Here is a 20,458-nt window from a genome sequence, read left to right as displayed (position 1 = left end):
GCACCCTTTATCTTATTCGGCGGCGATGCGGAAGCTGCGTGTTTCCGATGGAAAACGGCAAATCACCGTTGTTCCGCGACCGGAACCCGTGTCGATATCCACCGATCCGCCATGCAGTTCGACAAAGCTCTTGACGATGGCAAGTCCGAGCCCGGCGCCACGGCGGCGACCGCCATTGGGATAGGACTGGAAACGCTTGAAAACCGTATCGAGCACCTCGCCCGGCATGCCCGGACCGTCATCGTGGACCGCGAAAACGATTTCCGATCCTTCTCGCGCCACTTGCAGCCGGATGCTGGAGCCTTCCGGCGCATAGTTCGTAGCGTTGGACAGGAGGTTGAAAAGCACCTGACGGACGCGGTTGGCATCAGCCTTGAACACGTCCACATCGTCGGCGATATCAATATCGAGACCGATATCGTGGTCGCGCATCCGCTCGCCTACCCGTGCGGCGGCAGCCGAAATCGCTTCCACGACGGAAACTTCGCCGACCTCCAGTTCCATGATGCCCGCATCGACGGTGGCAAGATCGAGAATGTCGTTGACGATGGTCAGCAACACCGATGACGAGGTGCTGATATGGTCGAGATATTCTATCTGGCGTTCGTTGAGCGATCCGAAAGCCGGGGTCTGCAACAGTTCGGTAAAGCCGATGATGTTGGTGAGCGGCGAACGCAACTCGTAGGAAACGTGCTGGACGAAATCGTTCTTGATCTGGTCGGCCAGTTCCAGCGCCTCGTTCTTTTCCTTAAGCGCCCGTTCGACGCGCACCGTGTCGGTGACGTCGATGAAGGTCAGCATGGTCTGGCCCTTGGGCAGCGGCACCACAGCAAAGGAAAGAATGGTGCCATCGTCCAGTTCCACCTGCCCCATGCGCCCGTCGCGCTTGTCGAGGAAGCCGGTGACGGTGGAAACGAAATCATCCCACAGCCCGTTGCCGCCGCGCTCGCTGCAGATCTTGGCGATAGAGGAAATATGCGTGCCTTCGACGATGAGCGGCATGGGCAGCGCCCAGAGATCGGCAAAGGACGGGTTGGAAAGCCGGATGCGGCCATCGGAGCCGAACACCGCCACGGCTTCCGCCAGATGGTCGAGCGTTTCGCCCTGCACCTTGATGAGCGTGTTGTAACGGCCTTCGAGTTCGAACTTTTCCGTCATGTTCTCGAAGAACCAGGTCACGCCGCCCTGCGGATGCGGATTGGCGACGACGCGCATGGTTCGCGTGTCCGGCAGGTGCCACATATGTTCCTGCGGCTCGACGGCGCGATAGGCGGAAAGCACTGAATCCTTCCATTTGCGCCATTCCGGCTGTTCGGGCAATTTTCCTTCCGAACGCAGGCGGTCGAGGATCAGCGTGTTGCTCGGCTGCGATTCCAGCCATGCCGTATCGAGCGACCAGAGCTTGGCAAAAGCCTGATTGAAGAATTGCAGCTTCATCTCGGGATCGAAAATCGCCACTGCCGTGGAAAGCTGGTCGAGCGTTTCCGCATGACTTTTCAGCGTGCGGTTCAATTCCTCCCGCACCGCCTGCACTTCGGTGAGATCGACGCCGAGGCCAATGGAACCCGTTTCCGCGCTAACATCGGTCACGTTGAAAAGGCGGCGATCCCCATGCACGACAGCGGACAGCTGTTCCTGCAGGACAGGCTCGGCAAAACGGTCGCGCTCCAGGCGCTGGCGTGCCTGCGCCCCGAAAAGCTCGCGTCCTTCGGAAATGACCTGGCTTGCATCCGCCATGTCGACCGCCTGCGCGTAGGCCGCATTGACCCACTCCACGCGGCCACCAGCATCGCGCGCCCAGACCGGCTGGTCGATCCGGTCGAGAAGACGGCGGAAAAGCTCGATACGCTCGGAAAATTCTCGGTTCTGCGCCTGCAATGCCGCGCGTTCCGCCTGCACGCCCTGGAGGCTGAGGAAACGGGCAACGGCAAAACCGCCGGAAGTGCGTCCCCGCACGTCGAGCAAGGTGCCGTTGACGGTTTCAACCGTAAGATCGAAAGACCGCGCCTGTTCGCGCAGAAGTCCAATGGCACGCTCGAGCGCCACGACCGATTGCGGACGGAGCCAGCGGCCAAAGGCCAGAAAGGCGGAACGATCCTGCGGGGCGGCGCTTTCGTCCGGCAGCAGTCCGACAACCTCGGCGCGCGTGCTGTGGCCGTCCCAGACCACGATGCGCTGATCCTTGAGGTTGAGCAGGGCTTCATTGCGCTGGGCGACGAGATTGAGATCGGCGAATTTGGAACGCAGTTCCTTGTTTTCTGCGGCAACGCGCGACCGTTCGCGGATCAGCCATCCGGCAGAAAGGAGAGCGGCGCCCATGACGCCGAGGAACATGGAAAACTGGATGACCTCGAAAGCGCCCACGCTGCCGCCGCCGAAGGGCAGGGCGATGCGGGTCGATTCCGCGCCTTGCGCGAAGGCGGGCATGGCAGCAAAAAGCGTTGCAAGAGAAACGGAAGCCTTCATCACGGCCTTTTTCGGAGAAAGCCGTCCAAGCGGCTTTGCAACAAGGGCAGCAGGACGCCATTGCCTGCCAGTAACGATTGCGGAAACATTCCGCAAAATCCCCGTTGCGCCGAACTCTGGCATGTTGTCCTTTTCTCCGCCACCCGGCCATGAAAACTGCCGCAAAGGCAGACTGGCCGTATTAAAACACTTCAATACACATCAAAGCCTGACCATACGCACGCCGCCACAGTGCACGATGACCAACCCGTTTTGAGGTATTCCGGGGATGAATCGTCCTCTCGCTTCCCGCCACAACCGGCAAAAAACGCGCAACGCAAACACCCGCTCAAACACCTTGATTCGCCTACACAATACCCTTCCGGCGAATCCACGTGAAGCATCTTGCACGCAAAAAGAAAGACCGGGCGGCTTGTCAACCGCCCGGTCTCAACATGTAGTGCAATGCTTAATGTATGGTTAATACCTGTAGTGTTCCGACTTGAACGGGCCCTGTGGAGTGACGCCGATATAGGCGGCCTGTTCCTCGGAAAGCACAGTCAGCTTGGCGCCGAGCTTGTCGAGATGCAGGCGGGCGACCTTCTCGTCGAGATGTTTCGGCAGCACATAGACTTCATTCTTGTAGGCGTCCGTGCGGGTGAACAGCTCGATCTGGCCCAGAACCTGATTGGTGAACGATGCCGACATGACGAAGCTCGGATGGCCGGTTGCGTTGCCCAGATTGAGCAGGCGGCCTTCGGAAAGCAGGATGATGCGCTTGCCGTCCGGGAACTCGATGAGGTCGACCTGCGGCTTCACATTGGTCCATTTCAGGTTGCGAAGTGCAGCCACCTGAATTTCATTGTCGAAGTGACCGATATTGCCGACGATCGCCATATCCTTGAACTTGCGCATATGGTCGATGGTGATCACGTCCTTGTTGCCGGTCGTGGTCACGATGATGTCGGCGGTCGAAGCGGCGTCATCGAGCGTCACGACCTCGAAACCGTCCATCGCGGCTTGCAGCGCGCAGATCGGATCGACCTCGGTCACCTTGACGCGCGCGCCTGCACCGGCGAGCGACTGGGCGGAGCCTTTGCCGACATCGCCATAACCGCACACGACGGCAACCTTGCCTGCCATCATGACGTCGGTGCCGCGACGAATGCCGTCGACGAGCGATTCCTTGCAGCCATACTTGTTGTCGAACTTCGACTTGGTGACGCTGTCATTGACGTTGATGGCCGGGAAGGGGAGGAGGCCCTTCTTCTGCAACTGGTAAAGACGGTTGACACCGGTGGTGGTTTCCTCCGTCACGCCCTTGATGGCGTCGCGCTGGCGCGTGAAGAAGCCCGGCGTTTCAGCCATGCGCTTCCTGATCTGCGCGAAAAGCACTTCCTCTTCTTCCGAACCGGGGTTCGACAGAACGTTCTCGCCCGCTTCGGCGCGCGCGCCGATGAGGATATACATGGTGGCGTCGCCGCCATCATCGAGGATCATGTTGGACGGTTCGCCGTCCGGCCACTGGAAGATCTTGTCGGTATAGGTCCAGTATTCTTCAAGCGTCTCGCCCTTGATGGCGAAAACCGGCGTGCCGGTTGCGGCAATCGCGGCGGCTGCGTGATCCTGCGTGGAGAAAATATTGCAGGAAGCCCAGCGGACCTGTGCGCCAAGCGCCTGCAGCGTTTCGATCAGAACGGCGGTCTGGATCGTCATGTGCAGCGATCCGGAAATGCGCGCGCCCTTCAGCGGCTGCGACTTGCCGAATTCCTCGCGGGCAGCCATCAGGCCCGGCATTTCGGTTTCTGCGATGTCGAGTTCCTTGCGGCCCCAATCGGCCAGGCTAAGATCCTTGACGACAAAATCTTGGCTTGCGGTCATCGCGTGCTCCAATAAAAGGCAGTTCCAGCTCGATAAAGATGTAATCAGCCACCGGAATTGCATTCCAATGTGGGGCAGCTTTCCATGCGGGAAAGCGCTCCGGCTGGCGATCTGACTAGCAGATTGCGGGCCGAAGCACAACGCAATATAAAGAAATCTTTATACGTGCATATCAGGCAGGTTTGCCGAATGCGGGATCGACGACCGTCAAAGGAAGATCGACCTGCAATATTTCCAGCATGCGGCGAAACCCGGAAACGGGATAGGCGTCGCTTTCCGTGACAAGGGCGACCGTGCGGCCTGAACCGCCCAGGGGTTGCGGGAGCGCGGCGATTACATCGTCTGCGGGGTCCAGAAACCGCCAGTCTGGACGCGCGGTCTCGAAGAACGATCGCAGCCATGGCAGATGGGTGCTGGAGAGGGTCAGCGTGTCGATGCGCGGGTGGCTTGCAGCAATCTCATCGCAGAATGCGGCGACCTTCTGCCCGGTCTCACCCGGCTGCCGAAGAAAAGCGCCGTTTTCCACCAGTTCCACCATCGCCGACGCATTGATCAGGGCAACGTCCTCCGGACGGTCGGCCTCGGCCCGGACAAAGCGCGCGAGCTCTTCGCTTTCGATCATGGAGCGCACGCCCATGACCGCAACCTTGCCGCTGCGGCTTGCCGCAAATGCGGCGCGAACCGGCGGCGCAACACCGTAGACCGGCACGGCAAATTCGCTTTTCAGGGCGTCGAGAACCATGACCGAGGGCGCATTGGAAGCAAGCACGATGGTTTGCGCGCCAAGGCCGGTCAGATAGCGGATCGTATGACGCATGATCGAAAGCAGCTGATCGCGGCTTTTGGCGCCATAAGGAAAACTCGCCCGGTCGGCAAAATAGATGATGTCGCGCTGCGGCTGGCTGCGCCTTATCAGTTCAACCAGCGCGTAACTACCGATCCCTGCATCGAAAACGGCCACCGGATCGTGGAGATTTTCCACGGCGGGAGCGGTTTCGTGCTTCAGCATTCTTCGCCGAACTTGTCGGCAATGAGCGTCTGGAGCGCGTCGAGCACGGCATCGGCCTGCTCGCCGGAAGCGCGCACATCAATGCAGCAGCCGGGCGATGCGGCAAGCATCATCAGGCCCATGATCGAGGTGCCGCCCACGGTCATGCCGTCCTTGCTCACGCGGACATGTGCATTGTAGCCATCGACCAGCTGCACGAACTTGGCCGAGGCGCGGGCATGAAGGCCGCGCTTGTTGACGATCTCGAAGGATCGGGAAACTGCGGTTTCGGGTTCGTATTGGCCGGTAACGGGCACGCTGGAGTGCATGAATTACTTTCCTGTCAGGACCTGGCTCGCAACATTGATGTATTTGCGCCCCGCATCCTGCGCCTCGCGCAGCGCCGTCTTGATGTCGCCCCCGATGCGCACGCTCGACAGCTTGATCAGCATCGGCAGATTGACACCTGCGATGACTTCGACCTTGCCTTCCTTCATGACGGAAATGGCGAGATTGGACGGCGTACCGCCGAACATATCGGTCAGAATGATGACCCCGCTGCCGTTATCGGCGCGCTCCACCGCGTCAACGATATCACGCCGACGCTGTTCCATATCGTCTTCGGCACCGATGCATACGGTCTCGAAATTGTCCTGCGGCCCGACTACATGCTCGACAGCATGCAAAAACTCTTCGGCCAATCTTCCGTGCGTGACAAGCACGAGTCCGATCATACTATAAAAGCTCCCGTCGCGTGCCCGCCGCATCACCCCGCCAGAGTGTCAGATGGCACTGAAACCACGCCGGAAAAACGCCGGCGAGTTGTGCATCTTGGCAGCGCAAATCTTGATAGCAAGTGAAAAATTCCCACGTTGCCATGAAAAAAGCAAAATGCCGCAGTGCGGCGAAATATTAATCGATTCGTAACGAAGCCCGCTTCACCCGTCGTCCGAAGGCCATTTTTTCGTAGAACAAACTGGCCTCGATGGCCCGCGAAAGCGCGTTGGAATCACCGTTCGACGATAAAGCCGGCAAAAGAAGCCGGGGCAGCGAAACGCCTTCGAATTCCCATGTCTCGCCGCTCGGATAGCGTTCCGCCTCGTCACGATCCACAAGCCTGACGACGAGATAAAGCGGCGCCGCCTCCACGAAAGCCACCTTGAAAAGCCCCGCGCCGCGAATCTCCACGCCACCGGCGAGGGCTGCGGGAACACTGGCGACCAGCCTGCCGTCTTCCAAATGAAGCAATGTGCGGTCGTCGGCAACCAGCGATGCCGCCTCGCCGCGCAGGAGCGCTCTTTCAACGAGCGTCAGCGCAAGCTCCGTCTTGCCCGCGCCCGAGCGCCCAAGGATCATGACGCCGCGACCCCGCACCTGAAGCGTCGTCGCGTGAAGTCCGCTTTTTTCCTCTTCCGGCGTCATGCGCTTGCCGGCAGATCGACGATGAAACGCGCGCCCTTGAACTGGTCGGGCTTTGCGGGATCGACGATGTTTTCAGCCGTCAGCGTGCCGCCATGCGCCTCGATGATCTGGCGGCTGATCGAAAGCCCCAGACCGGAATTCTGTCCGAAAGCCTCGGATGCCGGGCGATCCGTATAGAAGCGCTCGAAGATACGCTCGATATTTTCGATCGGAATGCCGGGGCCGTTATCCTCGACCAGCACACGCAGGCGGCTGCCTTCGCCGGAAAGCGTCACCACGATGCGGCCCGTATCGTCGGGGACGAAGGAACGGGCATTCTCGATCAGGTTGCTCACCACCTGGCCGAGACGCAGGTCGTGACCGGCAACATAAAAACCCTTCTTTCCAGCTGGCAGCTTGCCGGTATTGAAGACGATCTCCGTCCCGACCTTGTTGCGGCGCACTTCGCGCGCTGCCGTGACGAGATTGGTCAGAAGCGTCTTCATGTCCACGCGGTCGATATGTTCGCGCGCAAGTTCCGCATCCAGACGCGAGGCATCGGAAATATCGGTGATCAGGCGGTCGAGACGACGAACGTCGTGCTGGATGATGTCGAGAAGCCGTTTGCGCGACTCCTCGGTCTTGGCCAGCGGCAGCGTTTCGACGGCGCTGCGCAGCGAGGTGAGGGGGTTCTTCAACTCGTGGCTGACATCGGCGGCAAAGCTTTCGATGGCCTCGATACGCGTATAAAGCGAATCGGTCATCTCGCGGATTGACGTGGAAAGATGGCCGACTTCATCCTGGCGTTCGGAGAAATCGGGAATCTCGACGCGGCTTTTCACGCCATGGCGCACGCGGTCGGCGGCGGCGGACAGCTTGCGCAGCGGGCTTGCAATCGTCGATGCGAGGAAAAGCGACAGGATGACCATGACGAGCGACACGACGCCGAACACGCGGAAAACCGCCATGCGTTCGGCCTGCACGATCTTGTCGATATCGTCGCCTTCAGTGGAAAGCAGGAGGACGCCCAGGATTGCGCGCGAACGCTGGATCGGCACGGCCACGGAGACGACCAGCTCGCCCTTTTCGTTGCGCCGCTGCGCCGTTTGCGGCGAACCGGCCAGCGCCTTGACGATTTCCGGATAGGCGAGGCCGTTGCCGCCGGGCTGTTCCTGATAGACCGGCAGGCCGCCGCCGTAGAACAGGTGCGAAATCCATGTTCCGGCGCGTTCCCAGATGGAAGGGGTCTCTTCCTCGATCGGCGGCAGGTCATAGCGCAGCACCGGTCCCGCCGAAGGGAAGCTCGGCGAATAGAGCGCGCGCGAATCGAGCAGCATGTTGGCATAGCGATCATAGATGCGCGCGCGCGTGCTCGTGGGCGAGATCAGCCGGCGCAGCAACGGGGAGACCTTTTCCGGATTGATGGGAAACTCCCAGTTATCCGGGGAATCCGGCGAGGGCGTCAGGCTTTGTCCGGCCTGCAGTTCCAGAAGCTTTTCCGGGTCGATCATCAGCGAATTGGTGTCGACCGTCGCAGAAGCCGAGATCGCGCCTGCGATGATCTTGCCCTGCGTGAGCAGGCTTTCGATCTTCGCGTCAATCAGCCCCTCGCGGAACTGATTCATATAAAGAATGCCGGAAACGAGAACCGCCAGCGCCGCCAGATTGAGAAACAGGATGCGGCGCGTCAGGCTCGAGAACAGATACTGGCCGAGAAACTTGCGCAGGGGCGCAAAGACGCGACGCCAGAACACCGAGCGCTGCCGCCGGGCCCTGCGTTCGCGCAAATCCGATTTCTGGCCGACGAGGCCGTCGTTCCGGGTTTCTGCGACCATGTCGCCTGTCTGCTCTCATTAAGCTACCGCCAGGCCTCTCGGACTGGCGATATGCAATTATCTATCAGGCCTCGCGGAAGCGATAGCCGACGCCATAGAGCGTTTCGATCATTTCGAAATCGTCGTCAACCGCCTTGAACTTCTTGCGCAGGCGCTTGATATGGCTGTCGATGGTACGGTCATCCACATAGACCTGCTCATCATAGGCCGCATCCATGAGGGCGTCACGGCTTTTCACCACACCCGGTCGCTGCGCCAGCGAATGAAGGATCAGGAATTCGGTGACCGTCAGCGTGACCGGTTCGCCCTTCCAGGTGCAGGTGTGGCGTTCCTGATCCATGACCAGCTGGCCGCGTTCAAGCGACTTTGCCTGCTGCCCGGTCGGCTTGGCCGTACCGTCGCGTGCGGCAACCCGGCGAAGCACCGCCTTGACGCGCTCCACCAGAAGGCGCTGCGAGAACGGCTTGGTGATGAAATCATCCGCGCCCATCTTGAGGCCGAAAAGCTCGTCGATCTCGTCGTCCTTGGAGGTCAGAAAGATGACGGGCAGGTCGGATTTCTGGCGCAGGCGGCGCAGAAGCTCCATGCCGTCCATGCGCGGCATCTTGATATCGAAGATCGCAAGATTGGGCGGACGCGCCATCAGACCATCCAGCGCGGATGCGCCATCGGTGTAGGTTTCAACCCGATAGCCTTCCGATTCCAGCGCAATGGACACGGAGGTCAGGATGTTGCGGTCGTCGTCGACCAGCGCAATTGTCTGCGTTGCCGAGGCTTCCTTCATGCGAACCTTTCTCCTTCAACTAAGCCGACCGGTATCTCCAGCCGGTGACGTCTGACGTTTTTCGTCTTTCGGCCGCCAGAAACTGGCGGATTCCTGGATCGAACGTCCGGTTCGGCGTCGATACTAGTATAATGCGCCTGCTTGTGCAGTACAAATTAGGTACAAAATGTGGCGGCACCCCAAGAAGCAGTGGAACTGCGTCTCACCGAATCGCCGTTTGGTTAATGGCCGCAGGGCTGACATTCCCGGAATCGAACGGCTCATAACACACAGGTTAACCGATTTAAAAAAAATTCAAAAATTTTAAATCGATTAAATATTTGAATTGCCACGATTAATCTGTTTCTGACTGCCATCCTCTGTTTTGCGTTCAGTCTGATGACGCGAAAAGAGACCGATCAATTGTCAAACCACGGCGGAGACATCATGAGAGAGACCGGCATTCACAACACGGCCGCTTCCATTGCCACTTCAGGACTGAAGGAACTCTCCGCAGTCTTTTACAATCTTGGGCCAGCGCGTCTTTATGAGGAAACCGTCCGCCGGGGCGAAGCCGAACTGTCGGCGCAGGGTGCGCTCGTCGCACGCACCGGCCAGCACACGGGCCGCTCGCCGAAGGACAAGTTCGTCGTGCGCGACGCCGACACCGAAGATCACGTCTGGTGGGACAACAACAAGCCGATGAGCCGCGAGGCCTTCGACCTGCTTCATGCCGATTTCATCGAACATGCGAAGGGCAAGGAGCTGTTCGTTCAGGATCTGATCGGCGGCGCCGATGCCGACAACAAGATCAATGCCCGCGTCATTACCGAATATGCCTGGCATTCGCTGTTCATCCGCAATCTTCTGATCCGCCCGGAGCAGGAAGCACTTGCTTCCTACGTGCCGGAAATGACGATCATCGACCTGCCGTCCTTCAAGGCCGATCCGGAACGCTATGGCGTGCGCACCGAAACGGTGATCGCGGTCGACCTGACCCGCAGGATCGTGCTGATCGGCGGCACCTCCTATGCCGGCGAAATGAAGAAGTCGGTCTTCACCGCACTCAACTACATTCTGCCTGCCAAGGGCGTCATGCCGATGCATTGCTCGGCCAATGAAGGCCCGAATGGCGACACGGCCGTCTTCTTCGGCCTGTCCGGCACCGGCAAGACCACGCTTTCCGCCGACCCGACCCGCACGCTGATCGGCGATGACGAGCACGGCTGGGGCGAACACGGCATCTTCAACTTCGAAGGCGGCTGCTACGCCAAGACCATCCGCCTGTCCGCCGAAGCGGAGCCGGAAATCTATGCGACCACGCAGCGTTTCGGCACGGTTCTGGAAAATGTCGTTCTCGACGAACACCGCCAGCCGGATTTCGACGACGGCTCGCTGACCGAAAACACCCGCTGCGCCTATCCGCTCGACTTCATTCCGAACGCATCGAAGACGGGCAAGGGCGGCCAGCCGAAGAACATCATCATGCTTACCGCCGATGCCTTCGGCGTGATGCCGCCCATCGCCAAGCTGACCCCGGCACAGGCCATGTACCACTTCCTGTCCGGTTACACCGCAAAGGTGGCGGGCACGGAAAAGGGCGTGACCGAACCGGAAGCAACCTTCTCGACGTGCTTCGGCGCACCGTTCATGCCGCGCCATCCTTCGGAATACGGCAACCTGCTGCGCAAGCTGATCGCCGAGCACAAGGTTGATTGCTGGCTGGTCAATACCGGCTGGACAGGCGGCGCCTATGGCACCGGCAAGCGCATGCCGATCAAGGCAACCCGCGCCCTGCTTGCAGCCGCGCTCGACGGCTCGCTGAACAATGCCGAGTTCCGCATCGATCCGAATTTCGGTTTCGCGGTTCCGGTCGAAGTGCCGGGCGTGGACAAATCCATCCTCGATCCCCGTTCGACCTGGGCCGACAAGGCTGCCTATGACGCGCAGGCCAGGAAGCTGGTCGACATGTTCGTCACGAATTTCGAGAAGTTCGAAAGCCATGTCGATCATGAGGTGAAGGACGCGGCCCCAGCGATCCGCATCGCCGCGGAATAGCTTTTTCTACGCATGTCTTTATCCAAAAACCGGTTTCCACTTTTTGGAGACATGCTTTTACCATCCTGAGGAGGAGGGAGAGCCCGGCTGAAAGGCCGGGTTTTTCTTTTGTATAAGGGATACAAAGCAGTATATCTCCTCGTCATGGAAGAGAACCGGAACATCATCCGCATCACCAATCGCCTGACGATCCGTGAAGACGATCTGGAGGAGAGTTTTATTCGTGCCTCCGGACCCGGCGGCCAGAACGTCAACAAGGTTTCCACCGCCGTGCAGCTGCGGTTTCACGCCGCCCGCTCCGGCCTGCCCGAGGATATCCTGTCGCGGCTGTTCAAGCTCGCCGGACAGAAGGGCACCAAGGACGGCGATATCCTGATCGAAGCCAATCGTTTCCGCACCCAGGAGCGCAACCGCGAGGACGCCCGCGAACGGCTGATCGCGCTTATTGCCAAGGCAGCCGAACCACCGCCGCCGCCGCGCAAGAAGACCAGGCCGACAAAAGGCTCGGTCGAACGCCGCCTCAAGGCTAAATCCGGACGATCCGACATCAAGAAGGGCCGCGGAAAGGTTTCCTTCGACTAAATATCCAGACTGTGGGAACAGATGACATGACGATCAATTATCGCGAGATTGAAACCAGCCACGGCAGAATTGCCATCCGTGAAAGCGCGGGCGAGGGGATGCCGCTTCTGATGATTCACGGCAATTCCAGCGCAGGTGCAATCTTCGCACCCCAGCTTGAAGGCGAGATTGGCAGGAACTGGCGGATAATCGCGCCGGATCTGCCGGGCCACGGCCAGGCGGGCGACGCGCTCGATCCGGATCGCAGTTATTCCATGGAGGGCTATGCCGACGCGATGACGGAGGTTCTCGAAAAACTCGGCATTTCGGAGGCGGTCGTCTTCGGCTGGTCGCTCGGCGGCCATATCGGCATCGAGATGATCTCGCGCTTTCCCGGCATGCGCGGCCTGATGATTACCGGCACGCCGCCCGTGGCGCGGGAGGAAGTGGGGCAGGGGTTCAAGAGCGGTCCCGACATGGCGCTGGCGGGGCAGGAAGTCTTTTCCGCCCGCGATGTCGAATCCTACGCGCGCAGCACCTGCGGCGAACCGTTCGAAGAGGGGTTGCTCGATATTGTCGCCCGCACGGATGGGCGCGCGCGGCGCATCATGTTCGAGAAGTTCGCAGCCGGGACCGGCGGAAACCAGCGCGATATCGTTGCCGCGGCGACGCTTCCCATAGCTGTAGTCAACGGGCGCGACGAGCCGTTCGTCGAACTGGATTTCGTCTCGAAAGTCCGGTTCGGCAATCTGTGGGAAGGCAAGACCCACATCATCGACGGCGCAGGGCATGCGCCCTTCCGCGAGACACCAGCCGTCTTCGATGCGTATCTTGAACGCTTCATGCGCGACTGCACCGCCTGACCCGCTGCTTTCCGCCAAAAGAAAAGGGCCGGAAACCGGCCCTTTTTCATATCTTCCTGAGCGCGACTTCCTCGATCAGGTGATCGCTGCCCTTGCGCAGGATCAGATCGGCGCGCGGGCGTGTCGGCAGGATATTATCCTTGAGGTTCTTCAGGTTGATATTGTTCCACAGCCCTTCGCCAATCGAACGCGCCGCATCTTCGGAAAGCTGCGAATAACGATGGAAGAAGGATTCCGGATTGACGAAGGCGGTCTCCCGCAGCCGCATGAAGCGGTCGATATACCATTTGTGGATCAGTTCCGATTCCGCATCGATATAGATGGAGAAATCGAAGAAATCCGACACGAAGGGCACCATCTTGCCGTCTTCCGGCAGATCGCGCACCTGCAGCACATTGATGCCTTCAAAGATCAGGATGTCCGGCTTGTCGACGATCTGATATTCGCCCTGCAAGACGTCGTAGCTTAAGTGCGAATAGAGTGGGGCGCGCACCTGGCTCATGCCGGCCTTGATCGCCGACAGGAAGCGCAAGACCGCGCCGACATCGTAGCTTTCGGGAAAGCCCTTGCGCTCCATCATGTTCTGCTCGCGCAGGACCGCATTGGGATAAAGAAAACCGTCGGTCGTCACGAGGTCGACCTTCGGGCTCGACGGCCAGCGGGCAAGAAGCTCTTTCAGGATACGTGCGGTCGTGGATTTCCCGACTGCGACCGAACCGGCAATGCCGATGATGAACGGCGTCTTGAACGACTCCTCCATGTTGAGGAACTGCTTGCGCTGCTCGAACAGAAGCTGGCTCGCCTCCACATGCGCCGACAGCAAGCGCGACAGCGACAGATAGATGCGCCGCACCTCATCGAGATCGATGGGGTCGCCCAGCGAACGCAGCCGCTTGACCTCGTCATAAGTCAGGGTAAGGGGCGTATCGGCGCGAAAGCCCGCCCATTCCTCTGCCGAAAAGAAACGGTAAGGCGAGTAACGCGACGGCGTTAGCTGATCCACTTTTTCCCACATATTGTCGCTGCTCTCCCTCAACGCCAATCCTGCACTAGCAGCTTCCAGTCCAATTTGCATTTAGGCTTTCGGACGACCGGCTTTTTCTTCAAGGCCGGTCTGCGCCGTGCGGCGTTGCAACTCCTGAAGCACCTCATCAAGCGAAACGCCTGCAACCTTGAGAACCACCAGCAGGTGATAAAGCAGGTCGGCGCTTTCCGTCACCACCTCCGCGCGGTTGCCTTCGACGGCGGCGATGACCGTTTCCACGGCTTCCTCGCCAAGCTTTTTCGCCGCCCGCGACTGGCCTCTGGCCACCAGGCTTGCCGTATAGGACGAGCCGTCTGTCACGCTGGCACGTTCCGCGACGATCCGTTCAAGGTCGGAAAGAGTGAACTGGCTCATTGTGGTATTTCCTGTATTGTTCAGCGGACCGGATCAAGGCGCATCGGAATGCCAGCTTCGGCCATATAGCGCTTGGCCTCGCCAATCGTATAGGTGCCGAAGTGGAAGATGGATGCTGCGAGAACTGCCGTCGCGTGTCCGTCGCGAATGCCCGCAACCATGTGATCGAGATTGCCGACACCGCCCGATGCAATGACCGGAACGCGCACGCTGTCGGCCACGGCCCGCGTCAGGGCCACGTCGTAACCGGCCTTGGTGCCGTCGCGATCCATCGAGGTCAGCAGGATTTCGCCAGCACCGAGGCTTACCACCTTCTGCGCAAATTCCACCGCATCGATGCCTGTCGTCTGGCGTCCGCCATGGGTGAATATTTCCCAACGGTCGGCCTCGCCGTCGCCGGACACCTTCTTGGCGTCGATGGCAACGACGATGCACTGGTCGCCGAACTTGTCGGCAGCTTCGGCAACGAATTCCGGGTTTTTCACCGCAGCCGTATTGATCGAAACCTTGTCGGCACCGGCCAGAAGCAGCTTGCGAATGTCAGCTACCTGACGCACGCCGCCGCCAACGGTGAGCGGCATGAAGCACTGTTCTGCCGTGCGGGCCACCACATCGAAAATTGTCTCGCGATTGTCCGAAGACGCCGTGATGTCGAGGAAGCACAGTTCGTCCGCGCCAGCCGCATCATAGGCGCGGGCAGCCTCCACCGGATCACCGGCATCGATCAGATCGACAAAGTTGACGCCCTTGACGACGCGTCCGTCCTTCACATCGAGGCACGGTATCACTCTTGCTTTCAGCATGGTTGTCCTCGATCTGCCGCGTCTCTTTTCAGTTTTGCCTGTCCTCGCGATCCGGCCTTTGCCGGACTGTTCGCTGCGGGCAGGCGGGAGCGGCCGTCTTTAACATCGAGGCAGGGAATTACGCGTGCTTTCAAGGTCATGCTGTGGCCCTCAGTACAGACAAGGCTTCCGCCGGATCGATGCGGCCGTCATAAAGCGCGCGACCTGAAATCGCGCCTTCCAGCTTGCGGGCGTCAGGGGCTGCAAGACGTTTGATGTCATCCATCGAGGCGAGGCCGCCCGATGCGATCACCGGGATGGAAACGCAGTCCGCGAGCGCAAGCGTCGAATCCCAGTTGATACCGGCCAGAACGCCGTCGCGGTCGATATCGGTATAGATGATGGCGGCAACGCCTGCGCCTTCAAACTTCTTCGCCAGTTCGATCACGCCGAGTTCTGACGCTTCCGCCCAACCCTCGACGGCTACATAGCCGCCCTTGGCGTCGATGCCGACGGCGACCTGACCCGGGAACGCCTTGCAGGCCTCGATCACCAGCGCCGGATCGCGCACGGCAACCGTGCCGAGGATGACACGGCGCAGTCCCTTGGAAAGCCAGTTCTCGATATGCTGGAGCGTGCGGATGCCGCCGCCGAGCTGTACCGGATTTTTGGTGGCTTTCAGGATCGCTTCCACGGCCTTGCCATTGACGCTTTCGCCGGCAAAAGCACCGTTGAGATCGACCACATGCAGCCATTCAAAACCCTGATCCTCGAAGGCCCTGGCCTGCGCTGCCGGATCTTCATTATAGACGGTGGCCTGATCCATGTCGCCGAGCTTCAGGCGCACGCATTGACCGTCTTTCAAATCGATGGCGGGAAAAAGGATCATGGTCTCAGGGCTTCCATTTCAGGAAATTGGCGATGAGCGAAAGGCCGAGCAGCTGGCTCTTTTCAGGATGGAACTGGGTTCCCACCATATTGTCGCGCCCGACCGCTGCGGTGACATCGCCGCCGTACTCGGTGACTGCCAGAATGTCGGACCTGTTCTTCGCATCGAACATATAGGAATGCACGAAATAGGCGTGCAATCCGTTCTCGCCGGTCTCGATTCCCTCGAAGATCGGATGGGAATGTTTCACGTGAATCCTGTTCCAGCCGATCTGCGGAATCTTCAGCGCCGGGTCGGATGGCGTCATTTCGCGCACATCGCCCGCGATCCAGCCGAGCCCCTCGGTGACTTCCTTTTCCAGCCCGCGCTCGGACATGAGCTGCATGCCCACGCAGATGCCAAGAAAAGGGTGCGCCTTTTTCAGCACGACGTCTTCCAGCGCATCCACCATGCCCGGAACGGCATGGAGGCCGCGACGGCAATCCGCATAGGCGCCAACGCCAGGCAGCACGATGCGGTCAGCCGACGCCACGCGATCGGCATCCGCCGTCAATTCGATCTGCGCCGCGATACCGCTCTCAAGTGCTGCACGCTCAAAAGCCTTGGTGGCCGAGCGCAGATTGCCGGAGCCGTAATCGATGATTGCAACACGCATTTTCAGTTTTCTCCGCGATGGCCGACAAACCCGATGGTCGAGCCAAATGAGGAATAGGCGGGACGAGGAGGCTGCTGCGCCCAGTGAGGGGCAGGCTGAGGGGCAGGCTTGTCCGCAAGGTCCGCAAGCGGCGCTGCCGGCTGGCCCGCATCTTGGAGGCGATAGAAATAGCGGATTTCCGCTTCTTCCAGATCGGACGCATCGATGACCGCCTTTTCGACGAAACCCCGCCGCCGCAGCCGGGCGATCTTCCAGTTGGCGCCTTCCAGCGCGGCGAAGAGCGACATGAGCAAGGTCAGAACCGGCACCGCGCCTTCGATACCGAAATGGGTCGCGACGAGCCCGAGCAGGATCGTGACGCCCACCACGGCAAAGGCTTCGAACCACAGACGCTGCGCCAGCAGCCAGACAAAGGGGAGGACCAGCGCCCATACATGGAATCCATCGCGCACGAACACGGCTTGCTCAAGATTTTGAGTATCTTCCGGTTCAAGAACGACGAATTGCGCCATGGCTTACCCTTTCAGCGAACCCTTTGTGGAGGGAATTGCATCCTTCTGGCGCGGATCGGTTTCGAGCGCCATGCGCAGAACCCGGGCCACGGCCTTGAAGATCGATTCCGCGATATGGTGGTTATTGGCACCATAATGATTGTTGATATGCAGCGTGATGCCTGCGTTCATCGCGAAAGCCTGGAAGAACTCGCGCACCAGTTCGGTGTCGAATGCACCGATCTTGGAGGTCGTGAAATTGACGTTCCAGACCAGGAAGGCGCGTCCCGACACGTCGACGGCAGCGCCGGTCAGCGTATCGTCCATGGCGAGGTCCATCGAGGCATAGCGCACGATACCGCGACGCTCGCCAAGCGCCTTGGCAATAGCCTGGCCGAGCGCGATGCCGGTATCTTCCACCGTATGGTGATCGTCGATATGCAGGTCGCCCTTGGCCATCACGCGCATATCGATCAGCGAATGTCGGGAAAGCTGCTCCAGCATATGATCGAAGAAGCCGACACCGGTGGTGATGTCGAACTTGCCGACGCCGTCCAGATCGACGGAAACGGCAATGCTCGTTTCCTTCGTGGAGCGTTCGATACTTGCCTTGCGGGTGCTTTCAGCAGTCATAAGCTTTCCTCATTACATAGCTTGGAGGCGTTCTAGAACAGCTTGCCCACTTTGCCAATTCCTTTTGCCGGTCAGGCAAGCTGCAATTCGGCATTTGCAATTCATCGATACGTTCTTAAATATTCTCACCGAAGCACGATTCATCCGCCGATGGCTGACGGAGCCTGTTTCCCAACAGAGCGCATCCCGAAAAGTGCGAAGCGGTTTTCGGAACTGGATGCGCGTTAAAAACAGTTAGAGCATTTCCGATGATTCAAGCGAACAGGAAATGCTCTAGATCAAGGGGCATCTGCAATTGCCTTCCGGGATTGCCTGTGCCGCCAAAGGAGCATCCATGATCGAACATCATCCCACGACAATTTACGGCACGACCATCGTTACCGTTCGCAAGGGCGGCAAGGTCGTCATCGCCGGTGACGGACAGGTTTCGCTCGGCAATACCGTCATGAAGGGCAATGCGCGCAAGGTTCGCCGTATCGGCAAGGGCAATGTGATTGCCGGTTTTGCAGGCGCAACCGCCGACGCGTTCACCCTTCTGGAAAGGCTCGAAGCCAAGCTCGAGCAATATCCCGACCAGCTCATGCGCGCTTCGGTGGAACTGGCCAAGGACTGGCGCACCGACCGTTACCTGCGCAAGCTGGAAGCCATGATGCTGGTCGCCGACAGCAAGGTGACGCTGGCGCTGACCGGCACCGGCGACGTGCTTGAACCCGAACATGGCGTGATGGCCATCGGTTCGGGCGGCAATTATGCGCTCGCCGCCGCACGCGCCCTCGTCGATACGGACAAGTCAGCCGAGGAAATCGCCCGCAAGGCGATGGAGATCGCAGCCGATATCTGCATCTACACCAACCACAACGTCATCGTGGAAAGCCTAGACGCAGAATGAGCTCGCTCGCGCAGGCCTCGAAACCGAGTGCGCAACGCTGGGGCCTCGGCGCCCTGATCGTTCTCGCCATACTCGCGGTCCAGGCCTTCTGGCTTCACCTCGACGGGCGGATCGCCATGTGCGAATGCGGGACCATAAAATTATGGTCCGGTTCGCTGATGTCCGAAAACTCGCAGCATATATCCGACTGGTATACGCTGTCGCACATCATCCATGGCTTCCTGTTCTACTGGCTGTTCACGATCATCGCCCCCAAAGCCCCGCTCGGCCTGAGGCTTGCAGCGGCGGTGGGCATCGAAGCCCTGTGGGAACTGGTCGAGAACTCGAGTTTCATTATCGAGCGCTATCGCGCCAATACGTCCTCGGTGGACTATTTCGGCGACAGCATCGTGAATTCGGTCTCCGACACGGTTGCCGCCCTGATCGGCTTCCTGCTCGCAGCCAGACTGCCAACGAAAATAACCGTCGCCATCGCGCTGTTCTTTGAAGTTCTGGCGCTGATCGTCATCCGCGACAACCTTACGCTCAACGTGATCATGCTGCTGCATCCGTTCGAGTTCATCAAGCAGTGGCAAAGTGGGTTATAATCATGAGTAACTTCTCCCCCCGTGAAATCGTCTCGGAACTCGACCGCTTCATTATCGGCCAGAACGACGCCAAGCGCGCCGTCGCCATTGCGCTGCGCAATCGCTGGCGCCGCCAGCAGCTCGAAGGCCAGATGCGCGAAGAGGTCATGCCGAAGAACATACTGATGATCGGACCGACCGGCGTCGGCAAGACGGAGATTTCCCGCCGTCTCGCCCGGCTCGCTGGTGCACCTTTCGTCAAGGTGGAAGCGACCAAGTTCACCGAAGTCGGCTATGTCGGCCGCGACGTGGAGCAGATCATCCGCGATCTGGTCGAGGTTGCCATCACGCTGGTGCGTGAAAAGCGCCGCGAGGATGTGAAGGCCAAGGCGCATCTCAATGCCGAGGAACGCGTGCTGGAAGCGCTGGTCGGCAAGACCGCCAGCCCCGCGACGCGCGACAGCTTCCGCAAGAAGCTGCGCAATAACGAGCTGGACGACAAGGAAATCGAAATCGAGGTCGCCGATACCGGCTCCGGCCCGAGCTTCGAGATACCGGGCATGCCCGGCGCCAATATCGGCGTCATGAACCTCTCCGACATGCTGGGCAAGGCCATGGGCGGGCGCACCAAGACGCGCAAGACCACGGTGAAGGATTCCTATGCGATCCTGATCAACGATGAATCCGACAAGCTTCTGGATCAGGAGCAGATCGTGCAGGAAGCGCTTCGGGTCACCGAAGACGAGGGCATCGTGTTCATCGACGAGATCGACAAGATCGCCTCGCGGGAAGGCGGCATGGGAGCGGGCGTTTCACGCGAAGGCGTGCAGCGCGATCTCCTGCCGCTGGTCGAAGGCACGACGGTTGCGACCAAATACGGACCGGTGAAAACAGATCATATCTTGTTCATCGCATCCGGTGCGTTCCACGTTTCCAAGCCGTCTGACCTGCTGCCGGAATTGCAGGGCCGACTGCCGATCCGCGTGGAGTTGAACGCGCTGACCCGCGAGGACTTCCGCCGCATCCTGACGGAAACCGAAGCGAGCCTGATCAAGCAGTATATCGCCCTGATGGAGACGGAAGAGGTGAAGCTCACCTTTACCGACGACGCAATCGATGCTTTGGCCGACATCGCCGTCGACCTCAATGCAACGGTTGAAAACATCGGCGCCCGCCGGTTGCAGACGGTGATGGAACGGGTTCTGGATGAAATCTCGTTTGCCGCTCCAGACAAGACCGGCGCGGTCTTCACCATCGACGCGGCCTATGTCAAAGACAAGATCGACGGCCTTGCCAAGAATACCGATCTGTCGCGCTTCATTCTCTGACGAAGACGCCTGTAAGTGACCGGAAAGCCAC

20 protein-coding genes and 1 pseudogene are annotated in these 20,458 nt (G+C 59.7%); 6 read left to right on the top strand and 15 right to left on the bottom strand.

Going from position 1 to position 20,458, the window contains the following annotated elements; genetic code table 11:
* Positions 1 to 12: 12 nt before the first annotated feature.
* From OINT_RS11990 to OINT_RS11955, 8 genes and pseudogenes are all read right to left on the bottom strand, one after another.
* Positions 13 to 2,466 carry a PAS domain-containing sensor histidine kinase gene (locus tag OINT_RS11990; RefSeq protein WP_230350315.1) on the bottom strand — a complete coding sequence of 818 codons (2,454 nt, stop codon included), beginning with the start codon at positions 2,464 to 2,466 and terminating at the stop codon, positions 13 to 15.
* A gap of 459 nt (positions 2,467 to 2,925) precedes the next feature.
* Entirely contained in the window at positions 2,926 to 4,326 is a 1,401-nt protein-coding gene (gene ahcY, locus OINT_RS11985) for an adenosylhomocysteinase (RefSeq protein WP_006472521.1), read from the bottom strand.
* A gap of 172 nt (positions 4,327 to 4,498) precedes the next feature.
* Positions 4,499 to 5,335 (bottom strand): glutamate racemase, encoded by an 837-nt coding sequence (locus tag OINT_RS11980; protein WP_006468079.1) that lies wholly within the window; start codon positions 5,333 to 5,335, stop codon positions 4,499 to 4,501.
* Complete coding sequence (locus tag OINT_RS11975; protein ID WP_006468078.1) at positions 5,329 to 5,643, bottom strand: HPr family phosphocarrier protein; 315 nt, start codon at positions 5,641 to 5,643, stop codon at positions 5,329 to 5,331. Before OINT_RS11975 ends, OINT_RS11980 begins: the two co-directional genes overlap by 7 nt.
* A gap of 3 nt (positions 5,644 to 5,646) precedes the next feature.
* A complete protein-coding gene (locus OINT_RS11970) occupies positions 5,647 to 6,048 on the bottom strand; it encodes a PTS sugar transporter subunit IIA (RefSeq protein ID WP_006472522.1) in 402 nt (133 codons plus the stop codon).
* 204 nt (positions 6,049 to 6,252) lie between these two features.
* Positions 6,253 to 6,736 (bottom strand): annotated as a pseudogene (locus tag OINT_RS11965) (HPr kinase/phosphorylase).
* Positions 6,733 to 8,550, bottom strand: a complete 1,818-nt coding sequence (locus OINT_RS11960) for a stimulus-sensing domain-containing protein (RefSeq protein ID WP_006468075.1) — start codon at positions 8,548 to 8,550, stop codon at positions 6,733 to 6,735. The pseudogene OINT_RS11965 and the gene OINT_RS11960 overlap by 4 nt, the downstream one beginning before the upstream one ends.
* A gap of 64 nt (positions 8,551 to 8,614) precedes the next feature.
* Positions 8,615 to 9,334 (bottom strand): response regulator transcription factor, encoded by a 720-nt coding sequence (locus OINT_RS11955; protein ID WP_006468074.1) that lies wholly within the window; start codon positions 9,332 to 9,334, stop codon positions 8,615 to 8,617.
* 426 nt (positions 9,335 to 9,760) lie between these two features.
* On the opposite strand from OINT_RS11955, the gene OINT_RS11950 reads away from it, so the two are divergent.
* From OINT_RS11950 to OINT_RS11940, 3 genes are all read left to right on the top strand, one after another.
* Complete coding sequence (locus OINT_RS11950) at positions 9,761 to 11,371, top strand: phosphoenolpyruvate carboxykinase (RefSeq protein ID WP_006472524.1); 1,611 nt, start codon at positions 9,761 to 9,763, stop codon at positions 11,369 to 11,371.
* A 144-nt stretch (positions 11,372 to 11,515) separates the two neighbouring features.
* Positions 11,516 to 11,953, top strand: a complete 438-nt coding sequence (gene arfB, locus OINT_RS11945; RefSeq protein ID WP_006472525.1) for an alternative ribosome rescue aminoacyl-tRNA hydrolase ArfB — start codon at positions 11,516 to 11,518, stop codon at positions 11,951 to 11,953.
* 26 nt (positions 11,954 to 11,979) lie between these two features.
* The gene (locus OINT_RS11940; protein WP_006472526.1) at positions 11,980 to 12,795 is read left to right on the top strand and encodes an alpha/beta fold hydrolase; all 816 of its coding nucleotides are present in this window, start codon (positions 11,980 to 11,982) and stop codon (positions 12,793 to 12,795) included.
* A gap of 46 nt (positions 12,796 to 12,841) precedes the next feature.
* Here the strand turns inward: OINT_RS11940 and coaA are convergent, their stop codons facing one another.
* The 7 genes from coaA to hisB all read right to left on the bottom strand — a co-directional run bounded on the left by coaA (position 12,842) and on the right by hisB (position 17,644).
* Complete coding sequence (gene coaA / locus OINT_RS11935; protein ID WP_006472527.1) at positions 12,842 to 13,810, bottom strand: type I pantothenate kinase; 969 nt, start codon at positions 13,808 to 13,810, stop codon at positions 12,842 to 12,844.
* Positions 13,811 to 13,870: 60 nt separating this feature from the next.
* Complete coding sequence (locus OINT_RS11930) at positions 13,871 to 14,194, bottom strand: phosphoribosyl-ATP diphosphatase (protein WP_006468069.1); 324 nt, start codon at positions 14,192 to 14,194, stop codon at positions 13,871 to 13,873.
* A 20-nt stretch (positions 14,195 to 14,214) separates the two neighbouring features.
* The gene (gene hisF, locus OINT_RS11925) at positions 14,215 to 14,997 is read right to left on the bottom strand and encodes an imidazole glycerol phosphate synthase subunit HisF (protein WP_006468068.1); all 783 of its coding nucleotides are present in this window, start codon (positions 14,995 to 14,997) and stop codon (positions 14,215 to 14,217) included.
* Between the two features lie 136 nt (positions 14,998 to 15,133).
* Positions 15,134 to 15,865, bottom strand: a complete 732-nt coding sequence (hisA, locus tag OINT_RS11920) for a 1-(5-phosphoribosyl)-5-[(5-phosphoribosylamino)methylideneamino]imidazole-4-carboxamide isomerase (protein WP_006468066.1) — start codon at positions 15,863 to 15,865, stop codon at positions 15,134 to 15,136.
* A gap of 4 nt (positions 15,866 to 15,869) precedes the next feature.
* The gene (gene hisH / locus OINT_RS11915) at positions 15,870 to 16,520 is read right to left on the bottom strand and encodes an imidazole glycerol phosphate synthase subunit HisH (protein WP_006468065.1); all 651 of its coding nucleotides are present in this window, start codon (positions 16,518 to 16,520) and stop codon (positions 15,870 to 15,872) included.
* Between the two features lie 2 nt (positions 16,521 to 16,522).
* Complete coding sequence (locus OINT_RS11910) at positions 16,523 to 17,032, bottom strand: DUF2628 domain-containing protein (RefSeq protein ID WP_006468064.1); 510 nt, start codon at positions 17,030 to 17,032, stop codon at positions 16,523 to 16,525.
* A gap of 3 nt (positions 17,033 to 17,035) precedes the next feature.
* A complete protein-coding gene (gene hisB, locus OINT_RS11905; protein ID WP_006468063.1) occupies positions 17,036 to 17,644 on the bottom strand; it encodes an imidazoleglycerol-phosphate dehydratase HisB in 609 nt (202 codons plus the stop codon).
* 334 nt (positions 17,645 to 17,978) lie between these two features.
* Between hisB and hslV the strand changes: the two genes are divergently transcribed.
* Genes hslV through hslU form a run of 3 tightly spaced genes read left to right on the top strand, consistent with a single transcriptional unit; the run spans position 17,979 to position 20,427 of the window.
* Complete coding sequence (hslV, locus tag OINT_RS11900) at positions 17,979 to 18,533, top strand: ATP-dependent protease subunit HslV (RefSeq protein ID WP_006468061.1); 555 nt, start codon at positions 17,979 to 17,981, stop codon at positions 18,531 to 18,533.
* The gene (locus OINT_RS11895) at positions 18,530 to 19,120 is read left to right on the top strand and encodes a DUF2585 domain-containing protein (RefSeq protein ID WP_006468060.1); all 591 of its coding nucleotides are present in this window, start codon (positions 18,530 to 18,532) and stop codon (positions 19,118 to 19,120) included. Before hslV ends, OINT_RS11895 begins: the two co-directional genes overlap by 4 nt.
* A gap of 2 nt (positions 19,121 to 19,122) precedes the next feature.
* On the top strand, positions 19,123 to 20,427 hold the full coding sequence (gene hslU / locus OINT_RS11890; RefSeq protein WP_006472843.1) for an ATP-dependent protease ATPase subunit HslU: 1,305 nt from the start codon (positions 19,123 to 19,125) through the stop codon (positions 20,425 to 20,427).
* Positions 20,428 to 20,458 lie beyond the last annotated feature (31 nt).

It is taken from the genome of Brucella intermedia LMG 3301 (genome assembly GCF_000182645.1).
Taxonomy (GTDB): domain Bacteria; phylum Pseudomonadota; class Alphaproteobacteria; order Rhizobiales; family Rhizobiaceae; genus Brucella; species Brucella intermedia.
This window is presented reverse-complemented; position numbering and strand designations above follow the sequence as displayed.

What these genes read in the sequence shown, in the direction of transcription:
- OINT_RS11990 (WP_230350315.1), bottom strand. Translation starts at nt 2,466, where the DNA reads ATGAAGGCTTCCGTTTCTCTTGCAACGCTTTTTGCTGCCATGCCCGCC.
- ahcY (WP_006472521.1), bottom strand. Translation starts at nt 4,326, where the DNA reads ATGACCGCAAGCCAAGATTTTGTCGTCAAGGATCTTAGCCTGGCCGAT.
- OINT_RS11980 (WP_006468079.1), bottom strand. Translation starts at nt 5,335, where the DNA reads ATGCTGAAGCACGAAACCGCTCCCGCCGTGGAAAATCTCCACGATCCG.
- OINT_RS11975 (WP_006468078.1), bottom strand. Translation starts at nt 5,643, where the DNA reads ATGCACTCCAGCGTGCCCGTTACCGGCCAATACGAACCCGAAACCGCA.
- OINT_RS11970 (WP_006472522.1), bottom strand. Translation starts at nt 6,048, where the DNA reads ATGATCGGACTCGTGCTTGTCACGCACGGAAGATTGGCCGAAGAGTTT.
- OINT_RS11960 (WP_006468075.1), bottom strand. Translation starts at nt 8,550, where the DNA reads ATGGTCGCAGAAACCCGGAACGACGGCCTCGTCGGCCAGAAATCGGAT.
- OINT_RS11955 (WP_006468074.1), bottom strand. Translation starts at nt 9,334, where the DNA reads ATGAAGGAAGCCTCGGCAACGCAGACAATTGCGCTGGTCGACGACGAC.
- OINT_RS11950 (WP_006472524.1), top strand. Translation starts at nt 9,761, where the DNA reads ATGAGAGAGACCGGCATTCACAACACGGCCGCTTCCATTGCCACTTCA.
- arfB (WP_006472525.1), top strand. Translation starts at nt 11,516, where the DNA reads ATGGAAGAGAACCGGAACATCATCCGCATCACCAATCGCCTGACGATC.
- OINT_RS11940 (WP_006472526.1), top strand. Translation starts at nt 11,980, where the DNA reads ATGACGATCAATTATCGCGAGATTGAAACCAGCCACGGCAGAATTGCC.
- coaA (WP_006472527.1), bottom strand. Translation starts at nt 13,810, where the DNA reads ATGTGGGAAAAAGTGGATCAGCTAACGCCGTCGCGTTACTCGCCTTAC.
- OINT_RS11930 (WP_006468069.1), bottom strand. Translation starts at nt 14,194, where the DNA reads ATGAGCCAGTTCACTCTTTCCGACCTTGAACGGATCGTCGCGGAACGT.
- hisF (WP_006468068.1), bottom strand. Translation starts at nt 14,997, where the DNA reads ATGCTGAAAGCAAGAGTGATACCGTGCCTCGATGTGAAGGACGGACGC.
- hisA (WP_006468066.1), bottom strand. Translation starts at nt 15,865, where the DNA reads ATGATCCTTTTTCCCGCCATCGATTTGAAAGACGGTCAATGCGTGCGC.
- hisH (WP_006468065.1), bottom strand. Translation starts at nt 16,520, where the DNA reads ATGCGTGTTGCAATCATCGATTACGGCTCCGGCAATCTGCGCTCGGCC.
- OINT_RS11910 (WP_006468064.1), bottom strand. Translation starts at nt 17,032, where the DNA reads ATGGCGCAATTCGTCGTTCTTGAACCGGAAGATACTCAAAATCTTGAG.
- hisB (WP_006468063.1), bottom strand. Translation starts at nt 17,644, where the DNA reads ATGACTGCTGAAAGCACCCGCAAGGCAAGTATCGAACGCTCCACGAAG.
- hslV (WP_006468061.1), top strand. Translation starts at nt 17,979, where the DNA reads ATGATCGAACATCATCCCACGACAATTTACGGCACGACCATCGTTACC.
- OINT_RS11895 (WP_006468060.1), top strand. Translation starts at nt 18,530, where the DNA reads ATGAGCTCGCTCGCGCAGGCCTCGAAACCGAGTGCGCAACGCTGGGGC.
- hslU (WP_006472843.1), top strand. Translation starts at nt 19,123, where the DNA reads ATGAGTAACTTCTCCCCCCGTGAAATCGTCTCGGAACTCGACCGCTTC.